At 35.6% G+C, this 17,743-nt stretch carries 14 protein-coding genes and 1 other annotated feature; of the genes, 11 read left to right on the top strand and 3 right to left on the bottom strand.

All coding sequences use genetic code 11. From position 1 onward, the window contains the following. The first annotated feature begins 34 nt into the window (after window positions 1–34). A complete protein-coding gene (locus FFM61_RS05575; protein ID WP_074427645.1) occupies window positions 35–979 on the top strand; it encodes a Dyp-type peroxidase in 945 nt (314 codons plus the stop codon). Window positions 980–1,055: 76 nt separating this feature from the next. Here the strand turns inward: FFM61_RS05575 and FFM61_RS05570 are convergent, their stop codons facing one another. Beyond that, window positions 1,056–1,706: a DUF3862 domain-containing protein gene (locus FFM61_RS05570; RefSeq protein ID WP_074427644.1), complete on the bottom strand. Its 651-nt coding sequence runs from the start codon at window positions 1,704–1,706 to the stop codon at window positions 1,056–1,058. Between the two features lie 162 nt (window positions 1,707–1,868). Here FFM61_RS05570 and FFM61_RS05565 point away from each other — a divergent pair, with 162 nt between their 5' ends. From FFM61_RS05565 to FFM61_RS05535, 7 genes are all read left to right on the top strand, one after another. After that, window positions 1,869–2,948, top strand: coding sequence for a YdcF family protein (locus tag FFM61_RS05565; RefSeq protein WP_074427643.1), 1,080 nt, complete (start codon window positions 1,869–1,871; stop codon window positions 2,946–2,948). Between the two features lie 138 nt (window positions 2,949–3,086). Further along, window positions 3,087–4,052 carry a D-2-hydroxyacid dehydrogenase gene (locus FFM61_RS05560; RefSeq protein ID WP_074427642.1) on the top strand — a complete coding sequence of 322 codons (966 nt, stop codon included), beginning with the start codon at window positions 3,087–3,089 and terminating at the stop codon, window positions 4,050–4,052. 172 nt (window positions 4,053–4,224) lie between these two features. Then, the gene (gene dld, locus FFM61_RS05555) at window positions 4,225–5,907 is read left to right on the top strand and encodes a D-lactate dehydrogenase (protein WP_074427641.1); all 1,683 of its coding nucleotides are present in this window, start codon (window positions 4,225–4,227) and stop codon (window positions 5,905–5,907) included. 191 nt (window positions 5,908–6,098) lie between these two features. Then, window positions 6,099–6,473, top strand: coding sequence for an MORN repeat-containing protein (locus FFM61_RS05550; RefSeq protein WP_074427640.1), 375 nt, complete (start codon window positions 6,099–6,101; stop codon window positions 6,471–6,473). Beyond that, window positions 6,463–8,313 (top strand): acyltransferase family protein, encoded by a 1,851-nt coding sequence (locus FFM61_RS05545; RefSeq protein ID WP_074427639.1) that lies wholly within the window; start codon window positions 6,463–6,465, stop codon window positions 8,311–8,313. The genes FFM61_RS05550 and FFM61_RS05545 overlap by 11 nt, the downstream gene beginning before the upstream one ends. 16 nt (window positions 8,314–8,329) lie before the next feature. Next, on the top strand, window positions 8,330–9,175 hold the full coding sequence (locus FFM61_RS05540) for a metallophosphoesterase family protein (RefSeq protein ID WP_074427638.1): 846 nt from the start codon (window positions 8,330–8,332) through the stop codon (window positions 9,173–9,175). A gap of 81 nt (window positions 9,176–9,256) precedes the next feature. Beyond that, window positions 9,257–10,591, top strand: a complete 1,335-nt coding sequence (locus FFM61_RS05535; protein ID WP_074427637.1) for a threonine/serine exporter family protein — start codon at window positions 9,257–9,259, stop codon at window positions 10,589–10,591. Window positions 10,592–10,708: 117 nt separating this feature from the next. On the opposite strand, the gene FFM61_RS05530 is transcribed toward FFM61_RS05535, so the two are convergent. Beyond that, the gene (locus FFM61_RS05530) at window positions 10,709–11,485 is read right to left on the bottom strand and encodes a 2-keto-4-pentenoate hydratase (protein WP_074427636.1); all 777 of its coding nucleotides are present in this window, start codon (window positions 11,483–11,485) and stop codon (window positions 10,709–10,711) included. A gap of 212 nt (window positions 11,486–11,697) precedes the next feature. Further along, entirely contained in the window at window positions 11,698–13,644 is a 1,947-nt protein-coding gene (locus tag FFM61_RS05525) for an alpha/beta hydrolase (protein ID WP_083194504.1), read from the bottom strand. Window positions 13,645–13,875: 231 nt separating this feature from the next. Between FFM61_RS05525 and FFM61_RS05520 the strand changes: the two genes are divergently transcribed. From FFM61_RS05520 to FFM61_RS05505, 3 genes are all read left to right on the top strand, one after another. Next, entirely contained in the window at window positions 13,876–14,547 is a 672-nt protein-coding gene (locus tag FFM61_RS05520; protein WP_074427635.1) for a 2,3-bisphosphoglycerate-dependent phosphoglycerate mutase, read from the top strand. Between the two features lie 97 nt (window positions 14,548–14,644). After that, window positions 14,645–14,897: a binding site (T-box leader), on the top strand. A gap of 80 nt (window positions 14,898–14,977) precedes the next feature. Beyond that, window positions 14,978–15,805, top strand: coding sequence for a MetQ/NlpA family ABC transporter substrate-binding protein (locus FFM61_RS05510; RefSeq protein WP_074427633.1), 828 nt, complete (start codon window positions 14,978–14,980; stop codon window positions 15,803–15,805). A 161-nt stretch (window positions 15,806–15,966) separates the two neighbouring features. Beyond that, a complete protein-coding gene (locus tag FFM61_RS05505) occupies window positions 15,967–17,697 on the top strand; it encodes an ABC transporter permease/substrate binding protein (RefSeq protein ID WP_074427632.1) in 1,731 nt (576 codons plus the stop codon). Window positions 17,698–17,743 lie beyond the last annotated feature (46 nt).

The raw sequence follows: 17,743 nt of genomic DNA, 5'->3' as shown, positions 1-17,743 counted from the left end.
ATTGAATAGTATTTTGTGGGAGGAACAATTAAAAATGCTTAATGCAAAATTAGCACAAGATGTTTGGAAAGATCCTGGTAATAATGTGTCGTTTATTGTATTGCGCTTAAATCAGCAAGATTTGAATGATGAACAGGAACAGATTGCAACATTTGCTGATATGTCACAAGCGATTATTCGATCAATGCGAATTCGTAATCCACAGTCAGCCTTACAAGTAGCTATTGGGTTTAGTAATCACGCATGGCAATATCTATTTCCAAATGCAAATAAACCACATGAGTTAGAAACTTATCAAACCTTAACGGGGACTGAATACAGTATGCCGGCTAGTGAGGGTGATATTTTCTTGCATGTTCGGGCTAACGAAGAAGCCGTTGTTTATGAGATTGTTCGACAATTTATGAAACTGCTCGCACCTGTAACAACAGTAATTGACGAAACGAAAGGGTTCCGTTACTTGGAAGGACGCGCAATTATTGGTTTTATTGATGGAACCGAAGCACCAGCTTTGGAAGATGCAGCTGATTACGCAATTATTGGGGCTGAAGACCCAGATTTTGCGAATGGTTCTTATGCTTTCGCGCAAAAGTGGCAGCACGATATGGCTTTTTGGGAAAAATTAACTGTTGAAACACAAGAAAAAGCGGTTGGCCGTCATAAATATGATGATATGGAATTAGACGATGATGACAAGATGGTTAACGCCCATAATGTTGCTTCAAAACTTGAAATAGATGGTGAGGAGCAAAAGATTGTGCGGATGAATGTGCCATTTTCAGATCCAGCTATGAACTTTACGGGCACATACTTTATTGGTTATGCCCGGCAATGGGAAGTAACCAAAGCAATGTTGCAACAAATGTTGGATCAGTCAGACTTTTTGTTGACATTTTCAACTATTCTAAGTGGCCAATTATTTTTTATCCCATCACGAGATACCTTAGCTGATATTGCTGATGGTAAATTTTTTGAATAATTAAAGTAATCAAAAATCGGTTTTCACAAATGGTTGGTCAATCAACCTAATGTGCAAACCGATTTTTTAATGATTATTAACGTAACTTATCTTGTTTTTTGTCTACTGCAGTATTATATTCTGAAAAATCAATTGAAACACTACCGCTGGCACCACCGTTGGTATTATGCCAAACAGCATTTGTTTGTGGTTTACCACCAATCTTGGCTATGGTCAATACGGCTGGCTTACCATACTTTTTTGTTAGGTCAGCTAATGTGTCACCATCATGTTCATCAGTTTTAGAATTTTCCAAGTTCACGGCATTATAGGTGCTCATGGTCCATTTTTTAGCAAGATTAATCGTCTTTGCATCTAATAATGTTTTAGAGGTTAGACGAGCAGTCGCTGTACTTTTTTCTTGGCTCATGAAGGTAAGGGTTACACCGGTGTAATCACCTGCAACATTATTCCATGAGACGACAGTTAATATGTGATTACCCGATTTTGTTTTGTTCTTTTTGTTGGGACGACCATATTTCGCAATGATTTGTTCATATGTGGTCCCGCCTTTACCAGATTGGTCAAAGTCGCCAATTTTTAGGCCATCAAAGGTTTCTTTAGTCCATTTATTTGAACTAATATTATTTTGCGTTGTGGTTGCACTATTTTGAAAATGGGTTGATACAGTTACAATTAAAATAATTGCAATGATACCAAGAACCACTGTTATAATTTTCTTTTTCATAATATTTGATCTTTCTATGTTTTTAATAAGTTCAACTAAGTATATCATTAAAATAAACATGGTACTTTACTAGATTGCACTTTAATGATGTGGTTATTAGATAAAAGGTTATGTATAATTTGAGTAGGTTCTAATTCTTTTTAAGGAGAGGTGTTTAGAGGTATGTCTACTACAAATAATACAAATTATTGGCCACTTTATATTTTAGCTATTTTAACCATCGTTTGTATTGGGCTACTAGTTGTTAGTCTTAAACAAAATAAATTTCGTTTATTAAATGGCGTATTAGCTAATTTTTCAGTTATCTTCGGTGGGATGACTTTGTTAGTTGCAATCGAATTCCTTAATGTTTTTTGGCTATCAACGACGTTTTACATTATACTAATGATTATTTTAATACCAATCGCAATTATTTACTCATTGTTAGGTATCTTATTGCTTTGGAATGCATTTACAGTGTGGCGACGGGAAAGTCATACGCTAGGGAATATGTTGACGTTGGTCATTGGTTTATTAATTGTTGTTGTTTTGCCAATTATGCAAACGATTGATAATCGTTTTTTAAGTCATCAAACGGTTGGTTTATATATTACATTGGTTAATCCAATTATTTTCTATTTGGGTTTTTGGTTTTTAGCGTTTATCACGTCATTTATTATGACACGGTTATTCAGACCAAAATATAATAAAGATTATGTCATCGTTTTGGGAGCAGGATTGTTAAATGGTAAGGACGTGTCACCGTTGTTAGCTTCGCGTATTCAAGTCGCCTTGGATTTTGCACAAAAGCAAGCTGATAAAACACAAAAATATCCTCGATTAATTTTTTCTGGTGGTCAAGGTGGGGATGAATTACTTCCTGAAGGTGAAGCAATGGCCGCATATGCTAAAGCACATGGTGCTAGACCCGATCGCATTTTAATTGAGAATCAATCAAAAACGACATATGAAAATATGATGTTTTCTAAGAAAATATTGACAGATCAAGACGTTGATTTGACTAAAGGGTTATTTGCAACAAGTGATTACCACACATTTCGTGCTGCTGGCTATGCACGGCTAGTTGGTTTAAATATTGATGGATTAGGCGCAAAGACCAGTCGCTTCTTTATTCCTAATGCTTTTATTAGAGAATATATTGCATTACTAGCTAATCATAAAATGTTCCATGCAATTTGTTTAACACTAATTTTGTTAGTGTCAATAATTAGCTTTTTGGTTGGAAATGGTATCTTTTTATAAAATAAATGTTAAACAACAGTTCATTTTTAATAATGAACTGTTGTTTTTTATATTAATAGTAAGCATCACATAATAAGTTAAGCGCATACATGTTATAATTGACAGGAATTATTAATAGAGAATTATGGGGGATTAATTATGAAAATTGTTGTTTTAGATGGATTAGCATTAAATCCAGGTGATATTGATTGGCATGTATTAGATCATTTAGGTGAAGTAGTTGTTTATGATAAAACACCATATGATGATCAAGAAGAAATTATTAACCGTTTAGCTGGCGCAGAGGTTACTTTAGTTAATAAAGTACCGATGACTAAAGAAATTATGGATGCATTACCTGATTTGAAGGTGATTGCTGAGAGCGCAACAGGTTATGACAATGTGGATGTGGACGCTGCCAAAGAGAAGGGCATTGCAGTTATGAATGTGCCAACTTATGGAACTGATGCCGTTGCACAATTTACATTTGCTTTGATTCTAGCAGTTACGAGTCGTGTTAAGCAACATGATGACTTGGTTCATGAAGGCGCATGGCAAAAAGCAGGTCGTTTTTCATTCTGGGATTCACCATTAATTGAATTAAAGGATAAGACGCTGGGCTTGGTTGGTTTTGGTAAAATTGCCCAAGCAGTTGCGAAAATGGCTTTAGCGTTTAATATGAAAGTTATTTTTTATAACCATCGACCAAAAGATGTTTTTGATGAGGCGATTAAACAAGTAGACTTAGAGACACTTTATGCGCAATCAGATTTTATTAGCTTGCATATTCCTTATACAGTAGAAATGTCTGAATTTATTAATACGGATGTTTTGCATAAGATGAAAAATACAGCTGTTTTGATTAATACAGCTCGTGGTAAGTTAATTAACGAAGCAGAACTAACAGCAGCTTTAAATGATGGTCAAATTGCTTATGCTGCTTTGGATGTTGCATCTCAAGAACCAATTAATAATGACAATCCATTGCTGACAGCAAAAAACTGTTATCTTACACCGCATATTGCATGGGCACCACAAGAAACACGTGAGCGCTTGTTAAATATTGTTGTTGATAATATCGAAAGTTATTTAGCTGGAAAGCCAGTTAATGTTGTAAATGGGTAATAATGATAACATTCACAACCATTATATGCGGTTATTGTTAACAATATAGTTTTAACTTGACGATCTATTGTGAAAAATAGTACAATTGAAAATTGGTGAAAAAACATGAACATTTTATGAAAAAACGTGGTATATTAGAATGGTAATGTACATTAGGAGGTAGGTTAAATTTATGTCGACAATTAAAGATTTAACAGCAATTGTTGGTAGCCATCACATCGTGACGTCTGCTGCCAAATCATTGCGTTATCGTAAGGGATATCGTTCAGGACAAGGAGAAGCCCTAGCAGTAGTTATGCCAGGGACTCTTTTGGAAATGTGGCAAGTATTGAAGGTATTGCACCGTGATAATATTATCATTCTTATGCAAGCTTCAAATACTAGTTTGACAGAAGGTTCAACACCATCAGAAGGTTATGATCGTGATGTCGTCGTTGTTAAGGGAAGTCGCATTAAAGATCTACAATTGATCAATCAAGGTAAGCAAATTCTTGCATTCCCAGGAACAACCTTGGCTAATCTAGAAAAGACTTTGAAGCCATTGAGCCGTGAGCCACACTCAGTTATTGGATCATCAACTCTTGGTGCTTCAGTTATTGGTGGAATTAATAACAATTCAGGTGGTGCTTTGATTCAACGTGGACCAGCATATACCGAATTGGCTTTGTACGCTCGTATTGATGAAAATAATGAGTTGCACTTGGTTAACCATTTAGGAATTGATCTTGGTAATACACCAGAAGAAATTTTGGATAATCTTGCAAACCACCGTTTTGACTTAAACAATGTTCCTAATTCAGAAGAACGTGTTGGTCATAACCGTGATTATGAAGAACGTGTTCGTGCTGTCGATTCAGACATGCCAACACGTTACAATGCTGATCCAAAGGGATTGTACGAAGCTTCAGGTGCTGCTGGTAAGGTTGCAACTTTTGCTGTTCGTTTGGATACTTATCCATCAGAAGGTGAATCACAAGTGTTCTACATTGGAACAAATTCACCAGCTGTTTTGGAAAAGATGCGTCGTCACATTCTAGCCAACTTCAAGAACCTACCTGTTTCAGGTGAGTACATGCATAAAGATGCCTATGACTTAGCTAAGATTTACGGTAAGGATTCTTTGATGGTTATTGACAAGGTTGGTACTGATATTTTGCCAACAATGTTTGGTTTAAAGGCTTCAGCAGAACGTTTGCTAGGTCATGTACCAACGTTTAAGCCATACTTCCCAGACCGTTTCTTGCAGCGTGCAGGACACTTGTTCCCTAACCAATTACCAAAGCGTATGGAAGACTATGCTAACCGCTTCCAACACTATCTACAATTAAAGATGTCTGGTGAAGGTATTGCCGAAGCTCGCACATACTTGAATGAATTCTTTAAAGAAGAAGAAGGGGAATTCTTTGAGGCTAATGCTGATGAGGCTAACAAGGCTTCATTGCACCGTTATGTAACAGCATCAGTGCCAATTCGTTACCAAGAATTGCACCAGGATGAGATTGATATCTTGCCAATTGATGTGGCGCTACGTCGTAATGATGATGATTGGTTTGAAACACTACCAAAGGAAATTGACGATAAGATTGAATACAAGTTATATTATGGTCACTTCTTAGATCACGTTATGCACCAAGACTATATCCTAAAGCCAGGTGTTGATGCACATGAGTTAAAGCAAGAAATGCTAAAGTTGTTCGATAAGCGTGGTGCAATTTATCCCGCTGAGCACAACGTTGGTCACTTGTATGATGCAGCACCAGCTTTGATTGAACATTACAAAAAGAACGACCCTACTAACAGTTTCAATCCTGGAATTGGAAAGACTACTAAGCGTAAGTGGTGGGAAGAGTACTAATTAATTAGTATAAATAAATTGAAATATTAAAATAAAATAGTATTTAAAGGCCGCTGAATTTTTAATGAATTCGGCGGCTTTTAGTATATTGTTTAAGTAATATTAAGACCATGTTGAGAATAAGTACAAGGATGCGTTGATATGGTAACATTAGATTAATTCATTCTATTATTGATTTGAGGAGTTAGAGTATGAAAATTAGAAATATACTCCAGAGCTTAGTTGTAATCATTTTAATCATCGCAGCGATTTATAGCTTATTACCAGAACGACAGCAACCACGAGCACAACTTACATTAGATAGTGGCAAGATTGTATACCATGGGGATGTTTTTAAGGAAAAATTTAATGGTTTGGGCACGATTAAATTCAAAAATAAGGATCAATATCGCGGACATTTTGTTGATGGCAAGTTTGAGGGGCAAGGAAAATTTATTTCTCATGAAAGTTGGCAATATCAAGGCACATTTAAAAATAATTTGCCAGATAGCAAGGGCGTACTAACAATCGATAAACATAAATATCGGGTTACCTTTAAGAAGGGAGAATTAATCGATGCGAATTAAATGGTTTAGTTTTATCAGAATTGCTGGTTTGTTGTCGGTGCTGACTTACCATTTTTTTCAAAATAGTTATCCAGGGGGCTTTATTGGTGTTGATATTTTCTTTACTTTTTCGGGGTTTCTAATTACTGCTTTAATGATTGATGAATTTGCAAAAACACATCAATTTAAGTTAGTTAAATTTTACCAACGTCGATTTAATCGGATTGTACCACCATTACTATTAGCAATTGTGGTTGTATTACCATTTACATATTTAGTGAGTCCGGACTATGTTACGGGGATTGGTAAGCAGATTGCGGCAGCAATGGGGTTTACCACGAATTATTTTGAAATTGCAAACGGTGGTAGTTACGAAAGCAAATTTATCCCACATTTATTTGTGCATACTTGGTCATTGGCAGTTGAAGTTCACTTTTACATCCTATGGGGGTTAGTTATTGCTGGATTTGTGCAATGGATGCATAATTCTAGTAGTAATAAAAAAGAAATGATTGTTTCTTTTCGGTCAACAATCGCTTTAACCTCATTAGTATTTGCTACTATGAGCGTGATATTGATGGGATTACGTAGTTTTAATCTGACTGACTATTCGGCTGTTTATTTCTCTAGTTTGACACACTGTTTTCCATTCTTCATTGGTGCATTAGCGGCTTCGTTAACGGGAATTGCAACGGTACCTAAACGTTTTCAACAAACATTAAATCAGGTTAGATTGATGCCAACTCTCGTTAGTTTAGTTTTGGCTGTTGTATTCTTAGCCATGTTGGGATTTGTTATGCATTTTGATAGTCAAAAAACATACTTAGGTGGTATTTTAGTGGCTAGTCTAGTGACAGCTTTTGCAATTGTGAAAGCAAGAACGCTGCATCACTTAACACCAGATATTGATGAACCTAAATGGGCAACCTTTATTGCCGACATTAGTTATAGTATGTATTTGTATCATTGGCCATTATTTGTTATATTTTCACAACGCATGAATGTAATCAGTGCAGTGGTCATGACAATTATGATTGGTGTCCCTTTTTCAGCCTTATCATACTATATTATTGAGCCACTTTTGGCTGGTAAACAACCACGGGATATTAAAAATACAGCATTATTAAAACCGATTAAGGTAGGGTTAGCTGCAGGTGGTTTATCACTATTAGTTGTTGCGATTGCTGTTATAAAGACTGCGCCTGGTTTAACGCAGTTAGATCAAAAGCTATGGATTAGTAGTTTATATCAAGCCAGGGATAATATGACAACTAGCAAAACAGTTGTTCTGGCCGATATTAAGCAACAGCAAGTAGCAAAAGATAAACATAAGCAGGCGGCAACAATTCCGAAGGGTGTTTCAATTATTGGTGATAGCGTGACGGCTGGTACACGAGATTACTTACAGAAAAATGTTGCTGATAGTACGGTTGACGCAGCTGGTGAACGTACCATGCAGTTAGGCTATGATGTGATGATGCGTGCACAAGCGAACCATTTGTTGCGTGAAAATGTTGTATTAAGCATTGGTACAAATGCATTGGCGGGTACTAATGAGCAATTAGAAAAACTAATTCATGATTTAAAGCCAGGACATCGCCTTATTTTGGTGACACCATATGATGGTCGTGCTGACGAAACTTGGAATTCATCTAAATTAGCAAAATTTGAACGTACGTTACCACAAAAATATAATTTTATCACGATTGCAGATTGGCAAAAGATGGCTCAGAAGCATCCAGAGGTCTTTGCCGGTACGGACGGCGTTCATTTTGCTGGCCGTCATGAAGGTGATGTTATTTATGCACAAACGGTTAATGATGGTTTGAAACAGGCAGCAAAAACACCTTTAAAAAAGTAAGGAGGATAGATCCATAATGAAAAAAAGGATTGCCATTTTGTCAGATATTCATGGTAATTTAACAGCTTTAAACGCTGTTGCTGATGATATGAAAAATCAAGAAATTAGTGACTGTTGGTTTTTGGGTGATTTGGTAATGCCGGGGCCGGCAACGAACGTGTTGTTTGATAAACTTAAGCAATTAAACACATCGGTATATATTCGTGGTAATTGGGATGATTGTTTTTTAAATGTTAAAGACCATACGGTTGGTAATCATCTAGATGATCCATCAGATGTGTATATTGGGATGTTAGGTCAATACGTGGCAAAATATATGAGTCAAAAAAATGAGCAATTTTTGCAGTCATTTCCAATTCATATGATTAGAAATGTTAATGGTTTATCAATTAATTTATCGCATAACTTAAATGATTTAAACTCTGGACCGGCTTTATTAGCAGAAGCTGATACAGATCATTTTGATGCATTGTTTTTAGATAAACACATTGACATTGCCATTTATGGACATGTACATCATCAAATGTTGCGCTATAGCAATCAGGACCAACTCATTATTAATCCTGGTTCGATAGGACAACCTTTTTTTAAACACGCAATTTTAAATCAGGACCGACGTGCACAATATGCTATTTTAGAAATTGATGATCAAGGCTTAGCGAACGTGACCTTTAGAAAAATTGCGTATGATCTAAATGAAGAGTTAACACAAGCAAAAGAGGCTGGTGTACCATATACCAATTTGTATCAAGAAATTTTATTTGATGGTGTTGCGCATACCCATGATGATGAGTTATTAGCAAGCATCAATCAAAAATTTGATTATGTAAATCAATTACAGCAGTTAATGATACAATTATAAGAATTTCTGTAAAACAATAGGGATTAATATATATATGATAAATAAATCATATAATACAGAATAATTGAAGAAGGTTTTAAAATGGCAGAATATAATGATAGTTTGTTGACAAATCATATGCAAATTCCATGGGGAGAGTTGGCAGATACAGAATCCCATTTATTAGCAATTAATGCTTCTTTGCGTGAAAAAACAATGATTGTTGGGCGGACTGGGTTAATTATGCTTTCATGCGGGACAGGTGCTTGGCGTGTTCGAGCTACAATGAATGCCATTTCGCGAGTCTTAAATATTTATTGTTCAGCAGATAGTGGATTAACAACCATTTCATACACTTGTTTGGACGCTGAAAATAGCTATACAGAATCATTATCTTTAAAATCAACGGGTGTCAATACTGATAAGTTAACAGATATGGAACACTTTGTTCAGATGTTTGAAGATGAAGGAGCGTTATTAGAAGTTAAGACAATTCATCAACAGTTAGATGAAATTAATGGTAAGCAAGGTAATTATACGCCGATTTTATTAGGATTTGCCGCTGCATTAGCATGTTGCTCCTTCGTCTTTCTGTTAGGCGGTGGGCCAATTGAAATGTTTTGTACTTTCTTTGGTGCTGGGCTTGGTAATTACACTCGGGCTAAAATGAATGGTAAACAATTGACATTATTTGCAGGGTTGGCAACAGGTGTTGCAGTTGCTTGTTTAACTTATCTTGTGGTGTCTCGTAGTTTGGAAGTTTTATTTAATATTAATGTTGCTCACGAAGCTGGTTATATTGGGGCTATGCTTTTTGCCATCCCCGGTTTTCCATTTATTACAAGTGGTTTGGATATAGCAAAATCTGACATGCGTTCAGGTATTGAACGATTGATTCATGCATTATCAATCATTATTATTGCAACGTTAGTCGGCTGGTTGGTGGCATTAGTTGGTGACTTAACACCTGACGGTTTTTTGCCAGTTAATTTGTCACTGCTATTAATAGGTTTGTTACGTATTCCTGCTAGTTTTTGTGGCGTTTTTGGCTTTTCTATTATGTTTAATAGTCCTGTTAAAATGGCAACAACGGCAGGATTCATTGGCGCAATTGCCAATACATTGCGATTAGAGCTAGTTGATTTAACTTCATTACCAGCACCAGCAGCAGCGTTTATTGGTGCTTTGACAGCTGGTATTTTAGCATCATTGTTTCATAGACGAATGGGTTATCCACGCATTTCGTTAACAGTACCGGCAATTGTAATCATGGTCCCAGGGTTGTATATGTATAGGGCTATGTATTATCTTGGTATTGGTGAGATTGCAACAGGCGGTCAATGGTTTATTTTAGCAATGATGATTGTTTTATTCTTACCATTAGGTTTAATTGTCGCACGGATACTTATGGATTCTGATTGGCGACATGCCAGGTAATCAAAGAAGCTAACGAAGGCAAATCATTTGCCTTCGTTTTTTATTAGGAAAATTCATTCTATATAAAAAATCATCAGTCTGACCATGTTTAGTTGGTAGATTGATGATTTTTATGTATTATTTTACGTTCACAACAACGTCACTTAAATGATGACTAAAAGATGCTTGCCAACTTCCCGTAGTTAAATGTTCTGGTAGGAGAAAAGTACCACTTGAAATATGTTGACCAGCGGTTAATTGCTGGTTTTGACTGGCTAGTTTTGCTACTAACCACTGCAAAGACAATAACGGATTACCTAACACTTCGGTTGCATTACCCGTTTTAATTTCTTTACCATTGTGATATAAAACGGTAGCAACTGATGCTAATTCATCAGGCGTTTTAAAATAATCGATTGTTTCCACCTGTTGACCATAGACGATGTACCCACCAACTGCTGCATCAGCAATAACCAGATATTTGGAAAGGCTAGGGAACCAATTCAAAAAACGTGAATCAGGTACTTCAATAGCTGGTGCGATTAATGTTTTTTTCATTAATTTGCTTAGGGAATCTTCGGGAAGTAGGTCTTCTTTGGCAGTAAACATTAATTCAACTTCAGCTAAGGGATCAAGGACTTGATTGGCAGATAACGTTATTGGACCTTGTTTGAAATGACTAACAACTTGCGCACCATAAAGTGGCATATCGGAATCAAACATAGCTTGTGTTTCTTTACTAGTTAAAGAAACTTTATAACCACCGATTTTTTCTGATTTTAAAGCCATTAAAGTACGTTGAACATCATATGCAGCTGACTCGTTGTCTAATTGAGTAGCGTATTCGCTTTGTGATAAGGCTTGTCGTTTGGTATCAGCATCATATAGTATTTGCGCAAATTCTTGATTATTCATAATTGGCACCTCTTTTTAATAAATTTCAGTAATTTAGTTAGAATAAAATGAAATAAAAACTCATTTATTTTTAATTATTATAACACTATTAAATGAGTTACCTATGATTTATTTTAGCCAAATTTGTAGCATGACATTGAGGATTCAGACTTTTGAAATGCGTTTATGCTATTAAAATTTCAAGCTTATCATTAATACATTTTTAGTAGCCATTAATGATGCCATAAATAATGGTTTAATTCATGACTAACAGTTGGATTATCCGTGTGTAAACGACTATGCTGACCGGTATTACCATTAACAACAAACTCATGATATGATTTGGCATTATTTGCAACTAAGTATCGTAAAGATTTGACAGATTGTATAGTGACCAGGCCATCAGATTGGCTACCATCTTTTAAATTACCGTAGATATTTAAGACACGTGTATTAGTCGGAAAATCATGCCTGTATTTCAATAATGCTTGATACTCGTCGTGAATAATTTTAGGACGTCCATCTTCTTGGAGTTGATTCTGATGTGACTTATCAGTCCAAAGTTTAGCTAATTTTCCACTCGTTGGTTGGTTACGATGTCCTTTATTTAAAATACCATTATAAGGACCGGCCAGAAGTGCCATTTTATTAATTTGTGGTAGCTGTGGGTTAGCGCCCCAATGCATCCCATAATAAACCCAAGCATAAGCGCCCATTGAATGACCTACTGCGTTGAATTCAGTAATACCATACTTTTGTTGTAAGTATTTTACAATGCGATATAGTCCTTGTGCATAGCGAACCTCACCAACCTGATTATCGTCAAACTGAACTAAAATGATAGGATTATTCTTTTGACCAGTTAAGCGCCCTTGTATTTGGAGTTGATTTTGATGATCAACATGAATAATCATTGCTTCAGTTGCGATTTGTTGTTCGGTTGCTGTTTTAACTAATCCCTGTTCAGAACGAATACTACTTGCCCAGCCATGCATATAGATAGTCGGGGTGCTTGACATTGTGTAATGCTTAACAATTTGATTTGTTTGGTGATAAAGATATACAACACTTGCCAAACCAATCAACATTAAACTAGCCAATATTGGCATTCCTATCTTTAGATATTGTTGTTGATGCGTACTTACGTATTGTTGCCACTTTAGATAATTTGTAGTGCTTTTAATTTTCTGAAGTATGATGGCTAATAAAATGGGGGCTGCTAGGCCAATAATAATTCTAAAATACCAATTATTTGTAAAAACCATTAAAGTTGTTATATCAAAAGCGGCACGATGATAAAACATAATGGTATCAGTATGTTTACCAATAAAAATTAAGGGGGGCATTTCTCCCAGATGTTCAAGCGCTTCACAGATAATAAAAACAAGTAAACATAAGATGGGTGGAATAACGAGCGCTTGGAGACCACTTTGAATATTAGAAGATTTCAACCAGAGCACAAAATTAAGTTTATCTTGTGAGTATAGATAGATAAGGCCAATAAAAAATAGCGTTGCAACAATGGCATAGGTAAATTTATAAGACGGCTTTATTTTTGGAAAAACTTTGAATAGATAATGACCTAATAACATCCAAAAGACAGCTAATAATGATATTTGCGCATTCCATGGAAAATCAGTGTGTCCAAAGAATGTTATATCTTGAAAAGCGATACCTAACATAAATAAACCACCCGCAATTAAAAATTGCCACCAAATAGATTTAATTGCTGACAATAAGATGGTTGTCATAAAAATAGCTAACATATAAGTCGTCATGTACCAAAAAACACTCAAATAATTGTTTAAAGTACTACCGCCGTAGATTAGACGTCCAAAATAAGCGAGTGTGTAATCCCAAGATTGTTGTCTAAAAAAGTGACTAAGAATGATTAAAATTGAACCATTTAGTAGATAAGCGATTAATAAGGGCTTGATCTTATGACCTAATAAATAACGCCAACCTTCAAGGTTAAAATTTATTTTCTTGAGAAAAAAGCCACCAATCATAAAAAATAGTGGCATATGCCACCAATAAATGGCATTATAGGCAATATCAAGTCCTTGGCCGGCAACATCGTTGATAGCATGACCTGCAACAACGGCAATAATCCCGAAACATTTAGCGTAGTCAGCCCAAAGAATTCTAGTTTGTTTTGTTTGTTTAACTGTTGATATCATAAAAGGTTTTAGATACTCCTTTAATTTTTAATGACTTGAAAAGTAAATCATTTAACTAAAATAACGCATTTTTCAAAAAAATCCTTAAATTAACGAGGATATTGAAAGAATTTTATAAAAAATAATATATTTTATGTGAAGATACCGAATATTACAGGTTTAGGTCACGAATGTTTGTTATTGTATGCTATATAAATATGGGGATGATTCCAGATAGATGAAGGAGTGACAATGGTTAAATTAATTTTAATGCGTCATGGAGAAAGTACTGCAAATATGAAAAATACTTTTACAGGTTGGACAGATGCTTCTTTAACAAATAAGGGACAGAGACAGGCCTATGAGGCAGGACTAACATTAAAACAAACGGGTATTCAAATTGATGATGTTCATACATCAATGTTAAAGCGCACGATTATGACAGCTCTGATTGTTTGTGATGTCTTAAATATTAATTGGATGCCAATTTTTAAGACATGGCGTTTAAACGAACGTCATTATGGTGCATTGGCTGGTTTAGATAAAGATACAGCTCGGCAACTATATGGTCATAAACAGGTTGAACGTTGGCGGCGAGGATTTATAGATGTTCCACCAACATTAACCAAACAAGAGCACCAACAGGCTTATGATCGGATTGGTGTGGCAATTCCATTAGCAGAGAGTCTTGTAATGACGCAAGAACGACTATTGCCTTATTGGAACATTAACTTTGCACCTAGGCTTCAACTTGGCCGTAATGAGTTTGTTGTTGCACATGGTAGTAGTCTTCGGGTATTGATTAAATATTTAGAACATGTACCTGATGATCAATTGGATCAAATTAAGATTCCAAATGGTAAGCCAATTATTTATACACTGGATGAACGGTTACGCATAGTAGATAAGCAAATACCATCATAAATTATAGAAGATTATTTTATGGCTGTTAGCTGGTTGTGTTTAAATGAGTTTTATCTAATTAAACTTATTGACTTTTTATTTAACGACAAATATAATATAAACAACGAAGACGAGGTAAGTAATCAATCTTTAATTGTTCAGAGAGTTGCGGTTTGGTGGAATGCAATCAATGAGGATGGTGAAAATGGCCTTAGAGTGAGTGAAATGACGAGTTGATGAGAATAAGTTATTTCCGGGTGCGCCCGTTATTGCGCTAGAGTATTACCGCATTTTTGCGCGTACTTAATTGAGTGTTCAGATAATTAATGAACAGAACTCGGGTGGTAACACGATAATTAATCGTCCCGTTGTATGACATGTATAGTGTCATACAACGGGATTTTTTTTAGTAATTTAATAATAGTGAACAATAATTATAGGAGATATCATTATGAAAAATGGAATTAAATTTGGGGTAGTGTCAGCGACAGCACTACTAATTGCTTCAGCAGGTTTACCAATTGTAACAGCTAATGCCGCTAAAACTAAAACAGTCACGATTGGGGTTGTTGGTGATACGTCACGTGAATTATGGGAGCGCATTGGTAAACGGACGCAAAAAGAGCATGGTATTAAAATTAAGTTAAAGGAATTCAATGACTATGTTAAACCAAATCAGGCGTTGGCAGACGGTAGTTTAGATTTGAATGCATTTCAGACAAAAATATTTTTTGATGATCAAAATAAAAAATTAGGCAATAAATTAAAGTCAATTGGTAAAACAGTTATTGTGCCAATGCGGATGTATTCACTGAAAGTTGATAAAGTCGGTGATATTAAACAAGGTGCTAGCATTGTTGTACCAAATGATGCGACTAATGAGGCACGTGCTTTAGATGTTTTAGTACAAGCTAAGTTAATTAAATATAACAAGAAGGTCACGGATCCAACAGTTAAGGATATTACTTCAAATCCGAAAAAGTTAGACATTAAAGAGGTTGATGCTGGTCAAGCAGTTTCAGCGTTGCAGACGGCAGATGCTGGTGTTATTAATGGGAATTTTGCTCATGATGCTAATTTAAAGGATAAAGACATTCTAGTTGAACAAAACCTTAAGAAGAATAGTGCCCCATACGTTAACCTAATTGCAGCACCAAAAGATAAGGCTAATAAAAAGGTATATAAGCAAATTGTAAAAGCCTACCAAACAAAAGAAACAAAAGCAGATATCAAAGAATTATTTGATAATTCACAATATGCTGCTTGGAATCTAAAATAGTGTTTTAAGTCTTGTGTTTAAGGGCACAAGGCTTTTTTATATGGTAGGCTAGATTATTAACATTTGACTTAACTGACAACTTTGTGTTTATAATAAGGTTGTCAGTTTAAAAATTATAAATACTATAGTGATAATCATATAAGCTAAGGAGGAGATATAAAATGTTTGTTTTAGCAAATTTATTCACTAAAATCCCCCTAGACTCATGGGTTGATAGTGGTGTTAATTGGTTAACTAATCATTTGAGCGGTTTTTTTGATGGTGTTCAAAAGGGTGGAAATACCGTAATGAATACCATGACAGATATATTAACAGCAGTTCCAATTTGGTTATTTATTATTGGGATGACATTGATCGTGGGTGTCTTGTCGCATAAAAAATGGGGGTTTCCATTATTTACATTAGTTGGACTACTAATTATTGCGAACCAAGGTTTGTGGTCTGATTTGATGAATACCTTTACGTTGGTTATCATGGCCAGTCTATTATCGGTGATTATTGGAGTCCCATTGGGAATTTGGATGTCTAAAAATGAGATGGTTAATAAAATTGTCCAACCCATTTTGGACTTTATGCAGACAATGCCGGCCTTTGTATATTTGATCCCGGCAGTAGCGTTCTTTGGCATTGGTGTTGTACCTGGTGTATTTGCTTCAGTTATCTTTGCATTACCACCAACAGTTCGTATGTCATGTTTAGGAATTAAGCAAGTGCCAACAGATTTAGTAGAAGCGGCTGAATCATTTGGGTCAACGGGTTGGCAAAAATTGTTCAAACTAGAATTACCTTTAGCTAAGGGAACTATTTTTTCTGGTATTAATCAAACATTGATGCTCGCGTTATCAATGGTTGTGGTAGCTTCCATGATTGGAGCACCGGGTCTTGGACGTGGTATTCTATCGGCCGTACAAGGTGCAGATGTTGGTAAGGGATTTGTTAATGGTATTTCATTAGTGGTCTTAGCTATCATCATGGATCGATTAACACAAAAAATTAATCAAACGTCTAAACAAAGTTCGACAACCCCTAAACGTCATTGGAAACTTTGGACCATACTGGTAACACTTATGGTTATGGTCGGAACTGGTATTGTTACAACGATTACTTCAGCTAGTTCTCAAAAGGAAACTATTAAAATTGCTTACGTGCAATGGGATTCTGAAGTTGCCTCAAGTAACGTCTTAGCACAAGCGTTACGTCAACATGGCTATGATGTAGAGATGACATCATTAGATAATGCGATTGTTTGGCAATCAGTTGCAAATGGTGAAGCAGATGTTTCTGTTTCATCTTGGTTACCAACTACTCATGCGGCGCAATATAAGAAGTATAAAGACCAATTGGATATGTTAGGAACTAATTTGAAGGGTGCGACAAATGGTCTGACTGTACCTAAGTATATGACTGATGTTAATAGTATTGAAGATCTGCAAAACCAAGCTGGTAAGAAAATTACAGGTATCGAACCAGGTGCTGGTATTTCAAGCCTAGCTAAGGATACTATTAAAGCATATGGACTAGATAAAAAAGGTTGGAAGCTTTCCGAATCATCAACTGGTGCGATGACAGTTGCTTTGGGTAAGGCAATCAAAGCTAAACAAGAAATTATTGTGACTGGTTGGCAGCCACACTGGATATTCCAAAAGTATGATTTGAAATATTTGGAAGATCCTAAGAAGGCGATGGGTAGTGAGGAATCAATTAAAACAATTGCTCGTCAAGGATTGAAGGAAGATAAACCAGATGCCTATAAGGCACTAGATAAATTCCATTGGACTAAGGAAGATATGTCTAGTGTTATGCTTGATATGGACGATGGTATGTCACCAAAAAAAGCTGCTAATAAGTGGATTAAGAACCATCAATCACAAGTGGATAGTTGGTTTAAATAATTAGCATTTTCTTAAGGTAAAAAGGCTTGGTAGTTACTGATTTAAC

Origin of the sequence: Weissella hellenica (assembly GCF_005405545.1) — a bacterium.
Taxonomy (GTDB): domain Bacteria; phylum Bacillota; class Bacilli; order Lactobacillales; family Lactobacillaceae; genus Weissella; species Weissella hellenica.
This window is presented reverse-complemented; position numbering and strand designations above follow the sequence as displayed.

Bases quoted from the DNA above. Each gene is read 5' to 3' on its own strand.
- FFM61_RS05530 (WP_074427636.1), bottom strand. From the start codon at position 11,485: ATGAATAATCAAGAATTTGCGCAAATACTATATGATGCTGATACCAAA.
- FFM61_RS05510 (WP_074427633.1), top strand. From the start codon at position 14,978: ATGAAAAATGGAATTAAATTTGGGGTAGTGTCAGCGACAGCACTACTA.
- FFM61_RS05560 (WP_074427642.1), top strand. From the start codon at position 3,087: ATGAAAATTGTTGTTTTAGATGGATTAGCATTAAATCCAGGTGATATT.
- FFM61_RS05505 (WP_074427632.1), top strand. From the start codon at position 15,967: ATGTTTGTTTTAGCAAATTTATTCACTAAAATCCCCCTAGACTCATGG.
- FFM61_RS05550 (WP_074427640.1), top strand. From the start codon at position 6,099: ATGAAAATTAGAAATATACTCCAGAGCTTAGTTGTAATCATTTTAATC.
- FFM61_RS05575 (WP_074427645.1), top strand. From the start codon at position 35: ATGCTTAATGCAAAATTAGCACAAGATGTTTGGAAAGATCCTGGTAAT.
- FFM61_RS05545 (WP_074427639.1), top strand. From the start codon at position 6,463: ATGCGAATTAAATGGTTTAGTTTTATCAGAATTGCTGGTTTGTTGTCG.
- FFM61_RS05570 (WP_074427644.1), bottom strand. From the start codon at position 1,706: ATGAAAAAGAAAATTATAACAGTGGTTCTTGGTATCATTGCAATTATT.
- FFM61_RS05520 (WP_074427635.1), top strand. From the start codon at position 13,876: ATGGTTAAATTAATTTTAATGCGTCATGGAGAAAGTACTGCAAATATG.
- FFM61_RS05535 (WP_074427637.1), top strand. From the start codon at position 9,257: ATGGCAGAATATAATGATAGTTTGTTGACAAATCATATGCAAATTCCA.
- dld (WP_074427641.1), top strand. From the start codon at position 4,225: ATGTCGACAATTAAAGATTTAACAGCAATTGTTGGTAGCCATCACATC.
- FFM61_RS05525 (WP_083194504.1), bottom strand. From the start codon at position 13,644: ATGATATCAACAGTTAAACAAACAAAACAAACTAGAATTCTTTGGGCT.
- FFM61_RS05540 (WP_074427638.1), top strand. From the start codon at position 8,330: ATGAAAAAAAGGATTGCCATTTTGTCAGATATTCATGGTAATTTAACA.
- FFM61_RS05565 (WP_074427643.1), top strand. From the start codon at position 1,869: ATGTCTACTACAAATAATACAAATTATTGGCCACTTTATATTTTAGCT.